The organism is Allobosea sp. TBD101, from assembly GCF_059817965.1.
In genome coordinates this window covers 466420-482272 of sequence record NZ_CM187543.1, presented here as the reverse complement: position 1 = coordinate 482272, position 15853 = coordinate 466420, and the positions used below count along the sequence as shown (strand labels likewise).

The window sequence follows — 15853 nt, the reverse complement described above, 5'->3', positions numbered from 1 at the left end:
CAAAAGGAGGTCGGTGATGAAGGCCGAAGCGAGCGTGCCCCTGAACAAGAAGACCTACGAACGGAAGCTGCGGGATCTCCATGCAGAGCTGGTCAAGCTCCAGGAATGGGCGAAGCAGGCCGGCGGAAAGGTCTGCATCGTCTTCGAAGGGCGGGACGGCGCGGGAAAGGGAGGCGTCATCAAGGCGATCACGGAGCGTGTCAGCCCCCGGGTCTTCCGGGTCGTCGCTCTGCCGCCACCAACTGAGCGCGAGCGCTCGCAGATGTATGTCCAACGCTACCTTCCGCACTTGCCCGCAGCAGGGGAGATCGTGATTTTCGACCGTAGTTGGTACAACCGTGCCGGCATCGAGCGGGTCATGGGCTACTGCACCGAGGAACAGGCCAAGAGCTTTCTCCAGGTTGTTCCCAGCGTGGAGAAAGCGATCGTCGATTCAGGCACGATCCTGCTGAAGTACTGGCTCGAAGTTGGCCAGGAGGAACAGACGCGCCGGATGGAGGAGCGCATCAGCGATCCCAGGAAGATCTGGAAGCTCTCTGCGATGGATCTGAAATCGTATTCGCGCTGGTACGACTACTCACGTGCCCGCGACGAGATGTTCCGCGCCAGCGATACGACATGGGCGCCGTGGTACGCGGTTCATTCTGACGATAAACGCAAGGCGCGGCTTGCCGTCATCGCCCACATCCTCTCCTCGGTTCCTTACGAGGCGCCCGCGCGGGAGAAGATCAAGCTGCCCAAGCGACAGAAGCCGCACGGTTACGAAGACGCCGATTTCGCGCGGAACTGGATACGTTAGGGTCGATCCGGGGCGGCGATTGCAAGAGCTCGTTCAGAGCCGGACTCGAAACGATCTGGAGCTGACGGTCACCTCGCAGCCGCGTGCCGGGAGGGCGCCAGCGTCGTTGCGTTTGAACTTCACGTTGGCCTTGCTCGGCTTTGGCGGTTTGCCTTGGAACGCGAAAGCCCCGCCGCAGTTGCGACGGAGCTTTTGTGTATTTGGTTGCGGGGGCTCGCAACCACCGATACCGACACACCCTGGTGATCACTATTTGAACTGATTGCCGGCGCCCAAGCCAGTGCGCATAGGGCGCAGGCTGTCAAACGGCCCGCAAAGTTGCCCCCCGATCGGCGTCCAATGTTGGGTCTGACGCAATCCCGCTGACATTTGAGATCATTGCGCGCCGATCAGACGCGCCTGGAGAAGATCGATCTTTCCGCGGCCGTACATCTGGCGTTTGACGAGCTTGAGGCGGGTGATCTGGCCTTCTGTCTGACCGTTCGACCAAGTCGAGAGGATTGCTGCTCGCACAGCGGCCTCGTCTCGTCGGACGCCATTGGCCAAGGAGGCGACCAGGCTTTGGGAGGCTCGATCGATCCAAGATGACAAGGGCTCGGCCCGCTTCATCCTAATCATGGCATGGAAGTCGGCGATGATCTCGCGAGCCTCGACCAATGCCGGCACGCCGTCCTCGATCGCCGCGATCGTGACGGTTTCAGCCTTTGTGAGATTGTCGCGACCGGTGGTCATCAACCGCGCGATGGTCCGGGCCGACGGGACACGCGCGAGGCTGCTTGCGTCCGCTTTCTCCGCGCGGCGGCGGCGTGTCGCCCATTCCGAGATCACCCTGAGGCTTCCCCGGAAGCCTTTCGTCCTCATCGAGCGCCAGAGAGCAGCTGCGTTCCGAGTTCCCGCGTCCCATTGCGCATCGAGCCAGGGCAGATGCGCATCCAACGAACTCTGGCGAGGTCGGAAGACGTCGCTGCGCTCGCCGCGGACGATCCGCCTGACAGTCTGGCGGTGATGGCCGGTGCGCTTGACGATCTGCTTGATCGGCACGCCCTCCCGCCAGAGGGCGAGGACCGCCGCGTTGATCTCTTCCCGCCGCAGATATCCATCGTATTGCAGCTTCTCCGCCGCCGTCAGGAGCGCAGGATTGACGATGGTGGCACCAATGGCGCTACGGATCTGGCGCATCGACTTGCGCACGGCATCGAGGAAAGCGCGGCTGGCATTCTCCATCAGGTGCCAGCGGTCGGCAACCTGGACGGCCTGCGGCAGGGCCCGTGCCACCGCCTCTCCATAGCCACCGCCACGGTCACGAGCGACTGTATGGACCAGCCGCTGATGGCGGAGCCAAGCTTCCGATGTTGCTGGCTCCCGGTCGGAAAGAAGCGCGACCGGCCGACGCCTCTCCAAGTCGCAGACGATCGTGCCGTAGCGGTGATTGCGCCGCCAGGCGAAGTCATCGATGCCGATCACGCGCAGCGGCTCGCTCGGCACCCTGGCACGCTGCCGGACCACGCGCAGCAACGTGTCGTTGCTGACCGGTAGCATCATCCTCGCGGCAAAACTTGCTCCGGGCCTGCCACCCAAGGCGAGGCCGAGATGCTGGACGATATGATCGAGACGATCGGTCCGACGCGCTCGCGGCGCGAGGACGCGGTCACCAAAGCGCTCCGCGAAGATCTGGCGGCCGCACAGGACGGCATCGCAGCGAAAGCGCCGAACGAGGACCTGGAGCTCGACGCGTCGGCCGCTGAGCGGCAGGTCCTTTGCACGCCGGAAATACCGGCTTTGGATCCGTTGCGAGAACGCCCCGCAGTCAGGACATGGACAGGCGCTGACGGCGGACCGGGTTCGGACAACAACGCGATCGCCTTCGATCGTGATACCGTCGACAATCAAACCTGCGGGAACCAAGCTGGCTGGTCGAAATCGCTGCTTCATCGCGCTGATTCCTTCTGGAAACCAGCATCAAAACAGCCCCGACCTGCAGCAGATTTGAGTCAGACCCAAACTTGCACGCCGAAACACACCTATGGCTTCCAGGATGTGGTGGTGAAGGGCTTCGTCGAAGAGGTCGTGATGCTGTGCCGGGGCGAGGAGATCGCCCGGCACCCGCGCAGCTACGGGACCGGCGTGTTCGTCGCCGATCCGCTGCATTATCTGGCGCTGATCGAGGTGAAGCCGAACGCGCTCGACCAGGCGGCGGCGTTGCAGGGCTGGGATCTGCCCGAGAGCTTCCAGCATCTGCGCCATCTGCTGGAGGCCCGGATGGGCAATCGCGGCAAGCGCGAGTTCATCCAGGTATTGCGGCTGATGGAGGCTCTGCCGCGCGAGGTCGTGAGCTTCGCCGTCGGCGAGGCGATCCGGCTTGGTGCGGTCGGCTTCGATGCGGTGAAGCTGATCGCGCTGGCGCGCCTGGAGCGGCGCCCGGCTCGCCTCGACCTGGCGGCCTATCCGCATCTGCCGAAGACCATGGTGAAGACGACCTCGGCCGCCGACTATGCGGTGCTTCTGCCGGGAACGGCGGCATGACCGGCGTGAAGGAGATAATGCCGGCCGGCACGATGGCGGCGACCCCGCAGGTTCTGCTGGCTCATCATCTCAAGCAGTTGAAGCTGCCGACGGTCCTGCGCGAATACGACAAGGTCGCGCGGGAGTGCGCCCGCGACGGCGTCGATCATCCCCGCTACCTGCTGCGGCTGATTGAGCTCGAACTGATCGACCGGGAGCGTCGCACGGTCGAGCGGCGGATCCGGGCCGCGCGGTTCCCGGCGGTGAAGAGCTTCGACACCTTCGACTTCACGGCGATCCCGAGCCTCAACAAGATGCTCGTGCTGGAACTGGCGCGCTGCGGCTACATCCTGCGCCGGGAGAACATTATCGCGCTCGGCAACAGCGGCACGGGCAAGACCCATGTCGCTCTCGCGCTCGGGCTGGCCGCTTGCCAGAAGGGCTTCTCTGTCGCCTTCGCGACGGCGGCTTCGCTGGTCAGCCAGCTCCTCGAGGCCCGCGACGAGAAGCGCCTGCTCAGGCTCCAGCGCGAGTTGCAGGCGGTCAAGCTGCTGATCGTCGACGAGCTCGGCTATGTGCCGCTGTCGCCGACCGGCGCCGAGCTTCTGTTCGAGGTCTTCTCGCAGCGCTACGAACGTGGCTCGACCATCGTCACCTCGAACCTGCCCTTCGAGGACTGGACCTCGGTCCTGGGATCGGAGCGGCTGACCGGCGCGCTTCTTGACCGGCTGACCCACCACGTCAGCATCCTCGCCATGAACGGCGACAGCTACCGCCTCAGGCAATCCGCTGGCCGCCGGCGCGCCACCGCCGCGGCGGAGCAAAACCAGGCCACCCCAGACAACGCCGATCCAGAAACCGGCGAGATCATCCCCTGATCAATCCCGACAGCGGATATGGCGAGGGCCCCGATCGGGGCCCTCGCCATATCCGCCGCTCCCCAACGCCAGTGGCCTGCTTTTACTCCGCCACGATGGCCTGGAATCCGACCGCCGTTGACAGACGCTGCTCGCTGGTCTTCGTGCCTGTCGTGCTGACCTATCTCGACGGTATGACGGCGTGGGCCTTGCGTCGGTTCAGCTTATCGATCGCCGTACGCCGCCCCCCCCGAAAGCAGTGAGCCAAGCGGAAGGGGGAACGGTGTTGACGGCGAAACGCCGTCCGCCCTGTCCCACCGTCCGCCCACAGTTAATGGCGGACGGCGGGACAGGGCGGACAGGCCTGAACGATTCTTAGCGCGGGACCTTCGGCGTCAGGGTGATGATGCGGTCCCGGTTCTTGCCGGCGCGGGTAAACTCAACCTCGATCCAGTTCGTTCTCAGGACAGGCGCAATGCGGCGCAGATGACCTGCGAGGGCGGCGGGCTCGAGCTTCCTGGGCGGGTCGAGCCTGGGCTCGAGCTGACGCGCGAGCTCGGTCGCGCTGCCGCGCCAACCTGGGTGATCGGCAACGTGGCCCTGCACCGCTGCGACGAGGGGATCGCTATCGGCGACAACGGAAGAGGCCATTGCGCGATTGGCATCATAGGCCGCCATGAAGCACCCCGGGGCTCCAAAGCATCCCTCAATGGCGATGCCGATCCGGGCAAAGGTTGCCATGCGCGGCAACCGTCCGATCTTCAGCAAAGGCATCATGGCGAGCGCGAACGACATCAGGTCGAGCAGCATCTTAAAAACCTCGGGCCGGCATTCCTCGAAACGGGCCGCGAGTTCAGCCGGATCGATGCGCTTTTCCTCGGGGATCGAAGGAAGGTTCAGGACGATAGCGCGGTCGGCGAGGTCAGACTGCGTGACCACGTCTTCGATGCCATTCAAGATAATTGGTTTCATGGCACGAAAATAGACCTCGCCGTCGTCTGTGAAGACCTGCCGGAGCGCGATTCCGCCGCCCGTGGAGATCTTGCAGAAGGCATCGCTCAGCCATTTGGAAACCTTCGAAAGATTGTCGAATGCCAAAACATGCGTGTTCGCGCATGCGATGTAGAGGTCACGTTCCGTACGCGGCAAGGCGCGCAGCGGAAGCGTGCTGGGGTCGACCAGATCGTGGAGGATACCGGCGAGCAATGTCTTGCCCGAACCGTGTTCGCCTCCAATCGCGAGGAGCGGATATGGGCCAGTCGGCATCAACGCTGCGACACACCAGGTCACTATGAGCTGGAACGTGGCTTCATCGGGGATGTTCAGGAGGACCCGCAACCTATCGAGATCGTCCTGACGTGCTGGCCGGGGCATAGGCAGACTGAGATTGCTGCGGACGAAAAGAGCTGGCGAGCGAGAGACCAGGTGCCAGCCCTCTGCGCTGACCTTGACGGCGCAGCCACTCTCGTCGGCAAGGTCGATATAAACCGCACCTTCGTGCCAGGCCGACCGCAGCCAGACCGGCGTCTCGTCTGCGAGGCTGGCGAGGTCGGCGAGCGCCGTCATCGCAGCTTTGACCGCACCCGCGGAAGGGACCCGACGATGCTGATCACGGAAGCGCAGACGCAGCCACGTCGCGCACCCAGGCCCGAGCACCGGCAGCGTGCGCCGCCCCTTCGGGGTGTTCACCGTGGCGTAGGCCTTGGATCGGTGCTGAGACAGCGCGGCCTCCCTCTCGCCGATCGCGACGAGGAGATCGGTATCGGTCGGCTTCGGCAGAGCTTCCTCCTCCTCGCTCACGGCGCACCCTCCGGCCTACTAGGACGCGCCGCGCCACCATCGAGATCAAACGTGAGGGTCAGCGCAGGGCCACAGTGCCTAATATGGATAACGACTTCGGAGGCGCCCTCCTCCGGGATGTCGATCGTCAGGCGCACCGTCCTGACCTCCCCGGCTGCGGTGCTCGCGGAGGGCTCACGGCTATCCACCGCTGCCGCCAGCGGGCTCGCCTCAAGGCCCACGTGCTCAGCCATATAGGCCTTGGCGGCCCGCGCGGTCGCCGGATACAGATTTTCGAACATGTTGGAATTGCCTTTCGACGATGAGGAATGGAGGTTCAGGGGCTCATGCGGAAACCGCGAATGGTTCCGCTCTTGGGGTCGGGGCCGGGAAAGCAGTCGGCGCCAACGACGTACCAGCCGGGGATGCTGCAGGCGTCGAGCTCCCGGAGGAGCCCGCTATCGGAGAGGCGGCGGGCTCGCTCGCCCTCCGGCGACAGCGTCCACCGCAGGGTCTGCGTGATATCTTGATGAGATCGGTCGGCGACACTCGCCCTGCCGAACGCGAAGGCGCCTCCAACGAGGGCTGCTATCGACAGGATGAAGCCGATCGACATGCCGGGATGACGGCGCAGCAGGGCGGAAGGCGAGCGCGACGCTTCCACGGCCGCCAACGTGCGGCCGAGGAAGGTCATGAGAGAGGCGTAAACGATCAGCAGACGCACGAGGATGTCGCCCTCGCCCAGCCCCATCGCCACGCACGCATTCGCGACAAAGGCCGCTTCGTCATCCGTCAGAGGCCGCCCGAGAATCTCCCGCGCGACCATATCGAACGCCTGCCGGTCCATGGGATCAGCCCAGGAACCGCGCATAGGCGCGCCGCGACTTCTCGCGCCAGGCCTCGAGCGAGGCCTTCTCGCCGCCCGAACCGTTGAGCTCGATCCAGTGCAGCGAGTGCTCGCCATCCTTGAAAGCCCGCGCCAGGGCGGCCGGCATGAGGGGGACGTCGATGACCCGTTCCGCCGCCAGATAGCGCTTCCCGAGCTGGGACGCGTTGAACGCAACGAACTGTTCGGGACGCCCGAACCAGCGCGGGCGCATGAGATAGATCTCGGCCTCGGGCATCTCCTGCTCGACCTCGGGAACATGGCTGTAGGAGTTCACATGCAAGTCCATGGGCGACATCACGATCACCCTGCGGCCCGCGTTGCGCGCGGCGATCAGGATGACCGGCGCGTTGTCGTTGAAGATCTCGGCCTGACCGCCCGGGCAGGACACGATGATCGGCGAACCGGCCTGCGTGCTCGCGATCACGTCCGCAAGGGCGGTGAACCCGTCCTCTTCCGACAGCTTGATCGGGTGGCAGTCCTGCTCCTGGTGATGAGCCAGGATCAAATCCTGAACGATGAAGTCGGCATCGGCCAGGGTCGGCACCTTGCCGGCCTTGATGCAGTGATAGTTGAACTTGAGCGCCTCGGTGCTCTTCGCCACGCCGCCCTTCCCGCTATAGAACAGGAAGACGGGCTGGGCTTCCTGGGGCGTTCGGCTTATCGCCGTGCTGCCGAGAGCGGCACTCCTGGTCGTGGTCGTGCGGGAAGTATCGGACATGGGCTTGGCCTCATTCTGGCTGTGACTTGAGGGCGTAGCGACCGCGGGTAGCGGTGCTCGATGCCGACGAAGAGCCGTCGGCATTCCGGTGGCGCGGCGCGGGGGCGCCCACGCTGATCTGCGAATTCGTCTCGGAGAGCCTGAAACCCGCCTCGTCGGTCAACGGGCTGGAGTCTCCGCTGCGCTCCTTGCGAGAATCCTGAATCGAATGGGAGGTCTTGGCAGTCGGCGCGGAGGACGTCTCGGCGTGCGGGTGGACCGTCGACCGAGGTTCGATCGTCATCCGGCCCTGGCTGATGTCGGTCATGTACTGCTTGACCGTGGTGGGGGCGACGCCAAGGCCGCTCCAGTCCTCGAGCTTCACGGCGATCGCTTCCCAGGAGGTTTGGACCCGACGCATCGCCACGATGTGGCTGTGAAAGATCCGCACCACGTCCGCACGGCTACCGATCGTGGTCGGACGCCCGGCGAGAATGACCTTCAGGTCTTCGTCGGCCTTGCGTTTACGCTTTGAGAGATCGTCGTCGGTCATCTGTTGCCTCCTGTCGTGACCATGTCTGGATTGCGAAGCGATGTTTAGTATTGATTGAAATTATATTTTATCTGTACGCACATATACGGAGGCATACAGCGATCTACGCATAGGCCGCGGATGCGATAATAAGTATTGAAAGGATATCAACTTCTGTTTTCCTGAGGGGGCGAGTGGATTCGATGTGCACAGATCTTCGATTGCGCGCATCGAGGCTCGGCAGGGAGGTCCCTGCACCCCAACCGGCAAACCGGTGCGCCTGACGGCGCCGGCTCCGCCGCAAACAGAAGGAGAAGCCCTGATGGCGGGCGAACATGTTGCGAACTTCGTCTCGTTCCGGATCGACGAAGCCACTGCCAAGCAGCTGGCAGTCGTCTCGGAGGCCGCTGGCCTCAAGAGCAATGCCTGGGCCCGGGCGCAGCTGATGAAGCTGCTCGGCTCGAAGATGTGGACGCCGACGGTCCGGCGCTCCGTCGCGAACGCCGAGCTCCTCGGCGAGGTGCTGGGCGAGCTTCGGGCGCACGGCCGGAACCTGAACCAGTTGGCCAGGCTGGCGAACGGTTCCGGCTCGCTCGTCTCGGTCGCCGCGGACATTGAGAAGATGCGGTCGGCGACGGAGGCGCTGATGGCCCGGGTGCTCGACCTGCTCAAGATCGAGGAGGATGCCTGATGATCATCATCACGACGCCCCGTCGGATCGGCGAGCTCAGCCGGCATCTCGGGAAGACGGGGCGGGGCTCCAACAAGGAGGTCGTCATCCGCGCCGACATGATCCGCGATGTTCCTGCGGACACGGCACTGGCACTGCGGATCATGGCCGCGATCGCACGCCGGAACCGCCGCGTCACCCGGGATATCGTCCACCTCAAGATCGCACCGAAGGTTCCGCTCAGCCCGGAAGGGCTGGAGCGTGTTCTGGCAGTCTTCGAGGAAGAGTACGGGATCCCTTTTGACTGCCCCCGTCACGTCGTGGAGCACCGGAAGGGCGAGCGTGCGCCGCACTTCCACGTCAACTATGCGATGGTTGCGCCGGGGTCGGGAAGGGCTCTGCGCTTCGTTCGGTCCACAGAGCGCGACGAGATGATCGCCCGCCGCCTCGAGATCGAACTGGGCGAAGGTCTGACGCCGAGCCTGCGGGTCGACCGGGTCGCCCAGCTGCTGCGCGAACGCGGTCTGCCGGAGTTCGCGGACATCGCCGCAATCGGGCCTGTCGCCGAGAGGAGAGCTGGCCGATCCAAGGCCGAGCGTCAGCAGGCCGGTCGGCTCGAGGCCGATCTCGATCTGGTCGACGCAAGGCTTTTGGAAGCCTGGCGTCGATCCGGCGGAGACATCCATAAGCTGCGGGTCGAACTTGAGAAGCTTGGGTTCCGGCTTGCCGGGGGCGACAAGCGTATCGCAGGAGCGCCCATGGTTCGGCTTCTCGACGGGGAGACGCTGTTCGCCGGTTCCCTGACCCGGAATCTCAATCGCGTTCGGAAGGCGGCGGGCGACAAGGGGCCGCTCCAGGAGCCGCAGGTTGCAGCCATCCTCGGCCCCCTGCCCTCCGAAGCCATCGTGAAGGCCGAGCTCCGGAAGGACGCGCCGCAGCGCAGTGCCTCCGACCTGCTCGGCGAGTTCGACCGCTTGGTTACAGAAACAGATGTCGATGGCGAGCGGGATGAAGCCGACAAGGCCCGGCGAGGACGTGATCGCCTCGCCGCGCGCCTCACCGCCGAGGAGCAGAAGGATCTGCGCGAGCGGCAAAAGCTCGTGCGGGCCCGGTACCGTGAGCGCGATCGGGTGAGGCGGGCACGCGTCAATCGCGCCTTCCTGGCCGCAAAGCTGTTCGCAGGGCGCGATATCCGGAAGGCTGCCTTCTACATGGTTGCCGTTGGCGTTCTGGCCACCGGTGCGGGCCTCATCGCCGCCCTCGCCGCGGCCGGTGTCGCCGTTGCCGCGATTCCAAGCTTCACCTCCGCCAAGCGCCTGCGTGCCGCTTCCGATCAAGCCGCAACCCTCGAGCGTGCCGAGATGGGTCGCGCCGTTCGCGAGGAGACTCAGCGCTTCTTCCGGGAGCGCGCTATCTCGCGCCGTGTCGCCGAGCAGGAGCAGCGCGCCCGCGAACAGAGGATGCGCGCCGCCCACGCCAACCAGCAGCACATGGCCCAGGCCGAGATGCTCCGGCGCCAGCAGCAACAGATCCAGCGGCAGCGCCAGCGCGCTGAGATGGAGGCCCTCGCCCGCCGCCGCACCCAGCAGGCCGCTCGCCTCATGCCCCAGCCGGGCGGCCAAGGTCCCGTCAATCCTGCTCAGATTGCCCGCATGCCTGTCGCCATCCGCCAGCGACCACGCGGGGGCGGCGTCGAGCGCTAGGACATGGGAACGTGCCGTATCGGCCGCCTGAGGGCGGCCGCGGTCGGAAGTAGCTTTGAGGTCGATCGGCCGTGACATCCGGATGGCTTCCGTTTGTTATACGGCGACCATCTTTCCCTATCCGTCAGGCTTCCGGGGCGGTTTCCGAAACTTCGCCCAGAAACCAATATTATCTTTAATATCAGTCATTTAGATGGAAATGAGAAGCAGTCTGGTGCGATCTCGTCGGCCAATAAGGTGCCGATCGGCAGCGAAACCATCTCCACATCGGTACGAGTGACGTCGATTCTCCTACTTCCGGTTGGATCGCGCCGAAGCGGAAGTTGGCACACTGCCTACAAGCAGACATTCCGCAAAATGGGGTCTCAGGGGACTTGACCTCCTGCCGATCTGACTGAGCAACAGCCGGCGTTCTAACTGGTCTTCCAGCGCGCAACCGTTGCGGGAGCGCTGGGCGTCGCCTTAAAGTAGAAGGAAGTCACTACAAGCGTGATAAGCGCCAACCGCGCAGGGGGACTATGGATCGCACCACGACCGTCATTGCGGCCGTCCTTTTGGCGATGCCGCTTATCGCATCGCTATTAGGGTATCTGTGGATCCGGGAGCGACGCAAACGCCGCGCCGAGGTGAACGCCTTGGCGGAGCAGTTCGAGGCTCTGCTGGACAAGCACAAGCAGATGCTCTTGCGATTTCAGCCTATCGTCGATCAGGATGAGGAGATTGCACGGCTTAATTCGGAAATCTCACGTCTGACCGCTGATATCGACAATCTGAAAGGATCGTATGCGCAGAAAAAGAGCACTTACGATCGTCTCGCGCGCGAGGTCGCCGTGTTCGACGAGCGCTTGGCCTTCGCTGAACTGGGGGTGTATGAACCCCATTTTGACTACACGGATAGTCAACGATATCGCAGCGAGATCGAGTGCGTGCGCAGCGTGCAGAAGCAGATGATCTCCGACAAGGTCGCTGTTCTGGCCATGACGACATGGACTGTCGACGGCAGCGCGGCCAAAGGCCAAACCATGACCAACAGAAATATCCGGCTGACGCTGCGCGCTTTCAACAACGAATGTGAGGCGGCTATTGCTAACGCGCGCTGGAATAACGTCAACGCGATGGAAAAGCGCATCATTAACGCGCGAACCCAGATCGACAAACTGAATGAGTCGAATTCGGTGGTTATCGCTGACGAGTATCTGAACCAGAAGCTTCGCGAACTCTACCTCGCTCACGAGTATCGGGAAAAGCTTAAGGCGGAGAAGGAAGAGAGAGCCGAGCAGGCCCGGGCTGCCCGCGAGGAACAACGACTGCTGCGTGATATGGAGCGGGCGGAGGAAGAAGAAGCACGCTACCAGCGACTTCTTGATAAGGCGAAAGCGGAGGCAGCTGCCGTTGCCGGTCCGCAGCTGGATGCGTTCAATCAGCAAATCAAAATGTTGGAGAAGGATTTGGCCGAAGCTCACGCCAAAGTTGAACGAGCCCAGGCGATGGCCGAGCGCACACGATCTGGCTATGTCTATATCATCTCGAATATTGGATCTTTCGGCGAGAGCGTCGTGAAAATCGGTCTGACACGCCGCTTGGACCCTGTTGATCGTGTGAATGAGCTTGGCGATGCGAGCGTGCCCTTTGCATTCGACACCCACGCCATCATTTACAGCGATGACGCACCGGCGTTGGAACGTGCGCTGCACTCTGAATTCGCGGGCGTCAGGATCAATACAGAGAATTTCCGGAAGGAGTTCTTCAGAGCGAGCATCGAGGATGTTGAGGCGACAGTGAAGAAGCTGGCACCTCTGGCGCCATTTTTCAGGGACATCGAGGCTCAGGAGTATCGAGAGACCCTCGCGCGCAGAAACGCGGCGCTCTTGGCGCAAGCCGAGACCATTGAGCTATTTCCTGCTGAGCTCTGAGGTGTACTGCTCGGGTATTCGACGCGATAAATCTGGCGCGTCCAATCTGTGCAGTTGCGCCTTCGGGCAGACGCGCCGGACGATCTCGCAGAGATGCTGATGGTGGGTCAGGTAGATGACTTGGCCGCTGCGCGCCATGTCCGCGAACAGGCGAAACGCTTCTTCGGCGCGAAAATCGTCGAAGGTCTCCATGATGTCATCGGCCACGAAGGGCACGGCGCGGCGAGCCTTGGCGAATTCATGGTATCCGGCCACGCGCAGCGCGAGATAGAGCTGGAAGCGCGTGCCCTTCGAGAGCTCGTCCGCGGCCTTCGAGCCGCCGCCGGCGGCAAGGGCGATCAGCGTCTCGCCATCCTTGCCGGGCTGCGCCGCGAGGCCGGAATAGGCACCTCGGCTGATCGTCCGGAACGCGGCCGAGGCCCGCTCCATCATCGAGCTGCGATGACGCTCGCGATAGATCGTGAGCGCCTGCTCCGCCGCGGCGATGCCGGCGCGTAATTGCAGATAGCGCAGTGCGCCGTCCTCGATCTCCAGCAAGGTCGTGCGACGGCGTTCCTCGACCTCGGCGACCCTGGCATCGCCGCCGATGGCCTCGACCTGGTCGATCGCCGTGGCGCGGGCGGCGAAGAGTTCGTGGCAGCGCCGGTCCTGATCGTCGAAGCGCACCTTCAGCTCGTTCCATTCGGCCTCCAGCGCCGGGCGGGCCGCATTGTCGAGCGCCGCCTCGGCACCCGCGAGGTCGTCGCTGCGCATCGCCTCGCAGATGTCGCGCTCGGCTTGTCCCGCCCGCTCCCGCAATGCGCGGCGCTGCGCGATCAGCTCCAGCGCCTCGGCGACATCGGCCAGCGAACTCGCCTCGAAGAAGGCGATCATCCGCTCCGTTTGGCCGGCATGGATCCTCTGCCTTTCGGCCAGCCCGCGCTGCCGCTCCTCCGCGGTCTCCAGCTGGGCGGATAATTGCGCGCGGCGATCCTCGCCGGCACCCGCCTGCCGGACCCTGTCGACGATCTCGCGGACGCTGTCCAGCACCGGCATCTCGCGCGGAAGACCCAAAGCCTGCGCGAGCACAGCGACCTCGTCGCGAAACGCCGCCTGATCCTTTTCCATCTTGTCGATACGATCGACGAGCCCGGCGCGCTTCTCGAGCGTCGGTGCGAGATCGGCCATCGCGATGAGCGTCTCGCGCACGACGCCGAGCGCGGGGACGGAACCCGCTTCCGCCAGCCAGCAACCGCGGCAGGTCTCGGACCAGGCCTCGACCCAGTCCCGCTCCTTCGCCGCCGCCTGTTCCGCCGTGCGCTCGCGCATCGCCAAGTCGCGCTGCCGCTCCGCCAGCTCGGCGTGGAGCCGCCTCATCTGCGCCTCGCTCTCCAGGCCGGCCTGGGCTTCCGTGAGCAGGGCGCCGACATCGGCCTCCTCTGCCGCGGCGAATCCGGTCCGCGCCAGCGCCGCCGAAAGGCGAGCCCGCGCCTCGCGGATGTCCGCCTGCGCCGCGTCCAGTTCCTGTCCGGCGGCCCGCACGGCCTCACGCGCCTCCAGCGCCCGGCCCCGACGCGGCAGCCAATCCTCCAGCTCCGGCAAGGACGGCACCGGCGACCAGGATGGCGCCATAACGCGCACGGCCTGCGCCACCTCGGCGTCGATGCCGTCAAGCGCGGCCGCTGCCTGCGCGGCCAGTTCCTGCGCGCGGGCGAGATCGGCCTGCGCGACGGCCAGCGCCTGCCCGCTCTGATGCAGCCGCGCCAGCTCGGACATATGCGAGAGGCGCCCGGCGCCGACGAGATCGTCCTGGCGCAGGGCGGCCTCGAAGACATCCGCCGACGCGGCACCGAGGTCGCGCCGATGCGCGGCCCAGGCCTGCTCGCGGCGCGCGCGGATCTCGGCCGCCTCCCGATCCGTCACGATGCCGGTCGTCGCGGCCAGGCCAGCCCGCTCCGCCTCGACATGACGCATCTGGGTCGTGAGCCGCTCGATCTCATGCCGATGCTGGGTCAGTGCGGCTTCGCTCTCGCGCCGCGATGCTTTCCACCGCTGCAACAGCTCCGGCCTGGGAACGGCCATGTCGACGAGTTGCTCCAGCGTGCCCTGCCAGGGCCGCAGCGCCGACAGGCGCGCGTCGAGATCGTCCTGCGCCGATGCCCGCGCCCGTCCGGCGAGCCGCGCGCGCGGCTGATGATCGGCCGATCGCAGGGCCTCGACCGTCGCCGCCAACGCCGCGACGGCGCGGGCCCGCTCCGGGGACTCCGGCTCGGCGCCCTCCGCCCGCGGCAGCCTGCCCGCGATCTCCGCGAGCCGGCGCTGCGCCTCGTCCCGTTCGTCGCCGGCATTGCGCAGGGCGGCGTCGATGCCCGATCTGGCCTCGATCAGAGCGCGCAGCCGGCCCATCGTCGCGGCGGTCAGGACGAGGCGCTGCGGCTCGCCCTCCCCGTCGCGCTCGATCCGCTGCAGGATGCCGGAGACCTGCAGGTCGAGCTGGCGCAATTGCAGCCGGCGTTCGGGGATGTCCTTGTCCGCGGTGATGTAGCGCGCCCGCAGCTCGGTCAGCCGCTCCAGCCCCTGCGCCTGTCGAAGAGCGGCCTCGTCGATGACGGTCGCGTCGATCTCGGTGCGCAACCGCGCGATCTCCTCGCGGCTGGCCTGGCTCTGGACACCGAGCGCGATCTCGTCCTTCCGCAGCGCCGGCAATTCGGCCGCCCAGCCGGCCGGGGCTTCCGGCAGGCCGATCAGGGGCGCCAGGCGCTCGCGGTCGGCCCGCAGCGCGGCGAGCCGAGGCAGCGCCGCGAGGTGGCGCTGGATCTCGTCCAGGCGCGCCTGGAGGCGCGCGCGCTCCCCGACCGCTTCGTCATATTGGCCGGTGGCGCTGTCCCGCCTCTCGATCAGGCGCGCATAGTCCGACGCCAGCGTGTCGAACTGCTCGCGCTCGGTCTTCAACCCCGCGAGCCGCGCCTTGAGCTCGGCGAGCAAGCCGCTGCGGGCCCGGAACTTGTAGAACCCCTCCGCCTCGGCCCGGAGGTCGACGAGCTTGTGGCTGAGATGAGCGAGGCCGGCGCTGGCCGAGAACAGCAATTGCCCGAGATCCCCCTTGCTCGCCAGAATGCTCTCGCCGCCCTTCTCCAGCGTCTCGTCATCAAGCGAGAACATGGTGCGATAGGCGTCGCGCTCGATCCCGCCGATTTCCGCGCGGATGGCGGCTTCGGGCAGCGGACGATCCTCGGCATCGAGCAGGCTGTTCTGCGGCCGCTTGATGCGGGCGAATTCGCGCGTCTCGCCGTCGAACTCCAGCGCCGCGCCGATCCGCATCGTGGCATAGGGATGCAGGAAACCGAACGCGCTCTGCGATCCGATTCCGAACAGGAGATCGAGCAAGGCCGAGAAGGTCGTCGACTTGCCGGCCTCGTTCGGCCCGTAGATCACATGCAGATCCGGCTCGCCTTCGCGCCGCGCGCCGAAATCGATGCTGTGATCGGTGAACTTGCCGTAGCGCGTCAGGTCGAGGCGGCGAAGGCGCATGC

The 15853-nt window shown here is 65.2% G+C and carries 12 protein-coding genes and 1 pseudogene; 6 read left to right on the top strand and 7 right to left on the bottom strand.

Annotation, left to right across the window (positions count from 1 at the left end; genetic code table 11):
* Positions 1-16 precede the first annotated feature (16 nt).
* Positions 17-799 carry a polyphosphate kinase 2 gene (gene ppk2, locus AC6RIC_RS02330; protein WP_499734943.1) on the top strand — a complete coding sequence of 261 codons (783 nt, stop codon included), beginning with the start codon at positions 17-19 and terminating at the stop codon, positions 797-799.
* Between the two features lie 375 nt (positions 800-1174).
* Here the strand turns inward: ppk2 and AC6RIC_RS02325 are convergent, their stop codons facing one another.
* On the bottom strand, positions 1175-2731 hold the full coding sequence (locus tag AC6RIC_RS02325) for an ISL3 family transposase (RefSeq protein WP_499732770.1): 1557 nt from the start codon (positions 2729-2731) through the stop codon (positions 1175-1177).
* 90 nt (positions 2732-2821) lie between these two features.
* Between AC6RIC_RS02325 and AC6RIC_RS02320 the strand changes: the two are divergent.
* Together AC6RIC_RS02320 and istB are read left to right on the top strand one after the other, a co-directional pair.
* Positions 2822-3322, top strand: a pseudogene (locus AC6RIC_RS02320) (IS21 family transposase); the annotation flags it as partial.
* Positions 3319-4179: an IS21-like element helper ATPase IstB gene (istB, locus tag AC6RIC_RS02315; protein WP_499734942.1), complete on the top strand. Its 861-nt coding sequence runs from the start codon at positions 3319-3321 to the stop codon at positions 4177-4179. The pseudogene AC6RIC_RS02320 and the gene istB, both read left to right, overlap by 4 nt.
* Before the next feature lie 354 nt (positions 4180-4533).
* Here istB and AC6RIC_RS02310 read toward each other — a convergent pair whose 3' ends face one another.
* From AC6RIC_RS02310 to AC6RIC_RS02290, 5 genes are read right to left on the bottom strand one after another with little or no spacing between them, the layout of a single operon-like run.
* Positions 4534-5958 (bottom strand): AICE element replication initiation protein, encoded by a 1425-nt coding sequence (locus AC6RIC_RS02310; protein WP_499734941.1) that lies wholly within the window; start codon positions 5956-5958, stop codon positions 4534-4536.
* Complete coding sequence (locus tag AC6RIC_RS02305) at positions 5955-6239, bottom strand: hypothetical protein (protein ID WP_499734940.1); 285 nt, start codon at positions 6237-6239, stop codon at positions 5955-5957. Before AC6RIC_RS02305 ends, AC6RIC_RS02310 begins: the two co-directional genes overlap by 4 nt.
* A 35-nt stretch (positions 6240-6274) precedes the next feature.
* Complete coding sequence (locus AC6RIC_RS02300) at positions 6275-6784, bottom strand: hypothetical protein (RefSeq protein WP_499734939.1); 510 nt, start codon at positions 6782-6784, stop codon at positions 6275-6277.
* Between the two features lie 4 nt (positions 6785-6788).
* Positions 6789-7544, bottom strand: coding sequence for a hypothetical protein (locus AC6RIC_RS02295; RefSeq protein WP_499734938.1), 756 nt, complete (start codon positions 7542-7544; stop codon positions 6789-6791).
* Positions 7545-7554: 10 nt separating this feature from the next.
* On the bottom strand, positions 7555-8076 hold the full coding sequence (locus AC6RIC_RS02290) for a hypothetical protein (protein WP_499734937.1): 522 nt from the start codon (positions 8074-8076) through the stop codon (positions 7555-7557).
* Between the two features lie 253 nt (positions 8077-8329).
* Here AC6RIC_RS02290 and AC6RIC_RS02285 point away from each other — a divergent pair, with 253 nt between their 5' ends.
* The 3 genes from AC6RIC_RS02285 (at position 8330) to AC6RIC_RS02275 (ending at position 12341) form a co-directional block, all read left to right on the top strand.
* Positions 8330-8746: a hypothetical protein gene (locus AC6RIC_RS02285; protein WP_499734936.1), complete on the top strand. Its 417-nt coding sequence runs from the start codon at positions 8330-8332 to the stop codon at positions 8744-8746.
* The gene (locus AC6RIC_RS02280) at positions 8746-10428 is read left to right on the top strand and encodes a hypothetical protein (protein WP_499734935.1); all 1683 of its coding nucleotides are present in this window, start codon (positions 8746-8748) and stop codon (positions 10426-10428) included. Before AC6RIC_RS02285 ends, AC6RIC_RS02280 begins: the two co-directional genes overlap by 1 nt.
* 518 nt (positions 10429-10946) lie before the next feature.
* On the top strand, positions 10947-12341 hold the full coding sequence (locus AC6RIC_RS02275) for an SNIPE associated domain-containing protein (RefSeq protein ID WP_499734934.1): 1395 nt from the start codon (positions 10947-10949) through the stop codon (positions 12339-12341).
* On the opposite strand, the gene AC6RIC_RS02270 is transcribed toward AC6RIC_RS02275, so the two are convergent.
* The gene (locus tag AC6RIC_RS02270) at positions 12321-15851 is read right to left on the bottom strand and encodes an ATP-binding protein (RefSeq protein WP_499734933.1); all 3531 of its coding nucleotides are present in this window, start codon (positions 15849-15851) and stop codon (positions 12321-12323) included. The genes AC6RIC_RS02275 and AC6RIC_RS02270 overlap by 21 nt on opposite strands.
* Between the last annotated feature and the right edge of the window lie 2 nt (positions 15852-15853).

Bases quoted from the DNA above. Each gene is read 5' to 3' on its own strand.
- AC6RIC_RS02275 (WP_499734934.1), top strand. From the start codon at position 10,947: ATGGATCGCACCACGACCGTCATTGCGGCCGTCCTTTTGGCGATGCCG.
- istB (WP_499734942.1), top strand. From the start codon at position 3,319: ATGACCGGCGTGAAGGAGATAATGCCGGCCGGCACGATGGCGGCGACC.
- AC6RIC_RS02290 (WP_499734937.1), bottom strand. From the start codon at position 8,076: ATGACCGACGACGATCTCTCAAAGCGTAAACGCAAGGCCGACGAAGAC.
- AC6RIC_RS02295 (WP_499734938.1), bottom strand. From the start codon at position 7,544: ATGTCCGATACTTCCCGCACGACCACGACCAGGAGTGCCGCTCTCGGC.
- AC6RIC_RS02300 (WP_499734939.1), bottom strand. From the start codon at position 6,784: ATGGACCGGCAGGCGTTCGATATGGTCGCGCGGGAGATTCTCGGGCGG.
- AC6RIC_RS02325 (WP_499732770.1), bottom strand. From the start codon at position 2,731: ATGAAGCAGCGATTTCGACCAGCCAGCTTGGTTCCCGCAGGTTTGATT.
- AC6RIC_RS02280 (WP_499734935.1), top strand. From the start codon at position 8,746: ATGATCATCATCACGACGCCCCGTCGGATCGGCGAGCTCAGCCGGCAT.
- AC6RIC_RS02270 (WP_499734933.1), bottom strand. From the start codon at position 15,851: ATGCGCCTTCGCCGCCTCGACCTGACGCGCTACGGCAAGTTCACCGAT.
- ppk2 (WP_499734943.1), top strand. From the start codon at position 17: ATGAAGGCCGAAGCGAGCGTGCCCCTGAACAAGAAGACCTACGAACGG.
- AC6RIC_RS02305 (WP_499734940.1), bottom strand. From the start codon at position 6,239: ATGTTCGAAAATCTGTATCCGGCGACCGCGCGGGCCGCCAAGGCCTAT.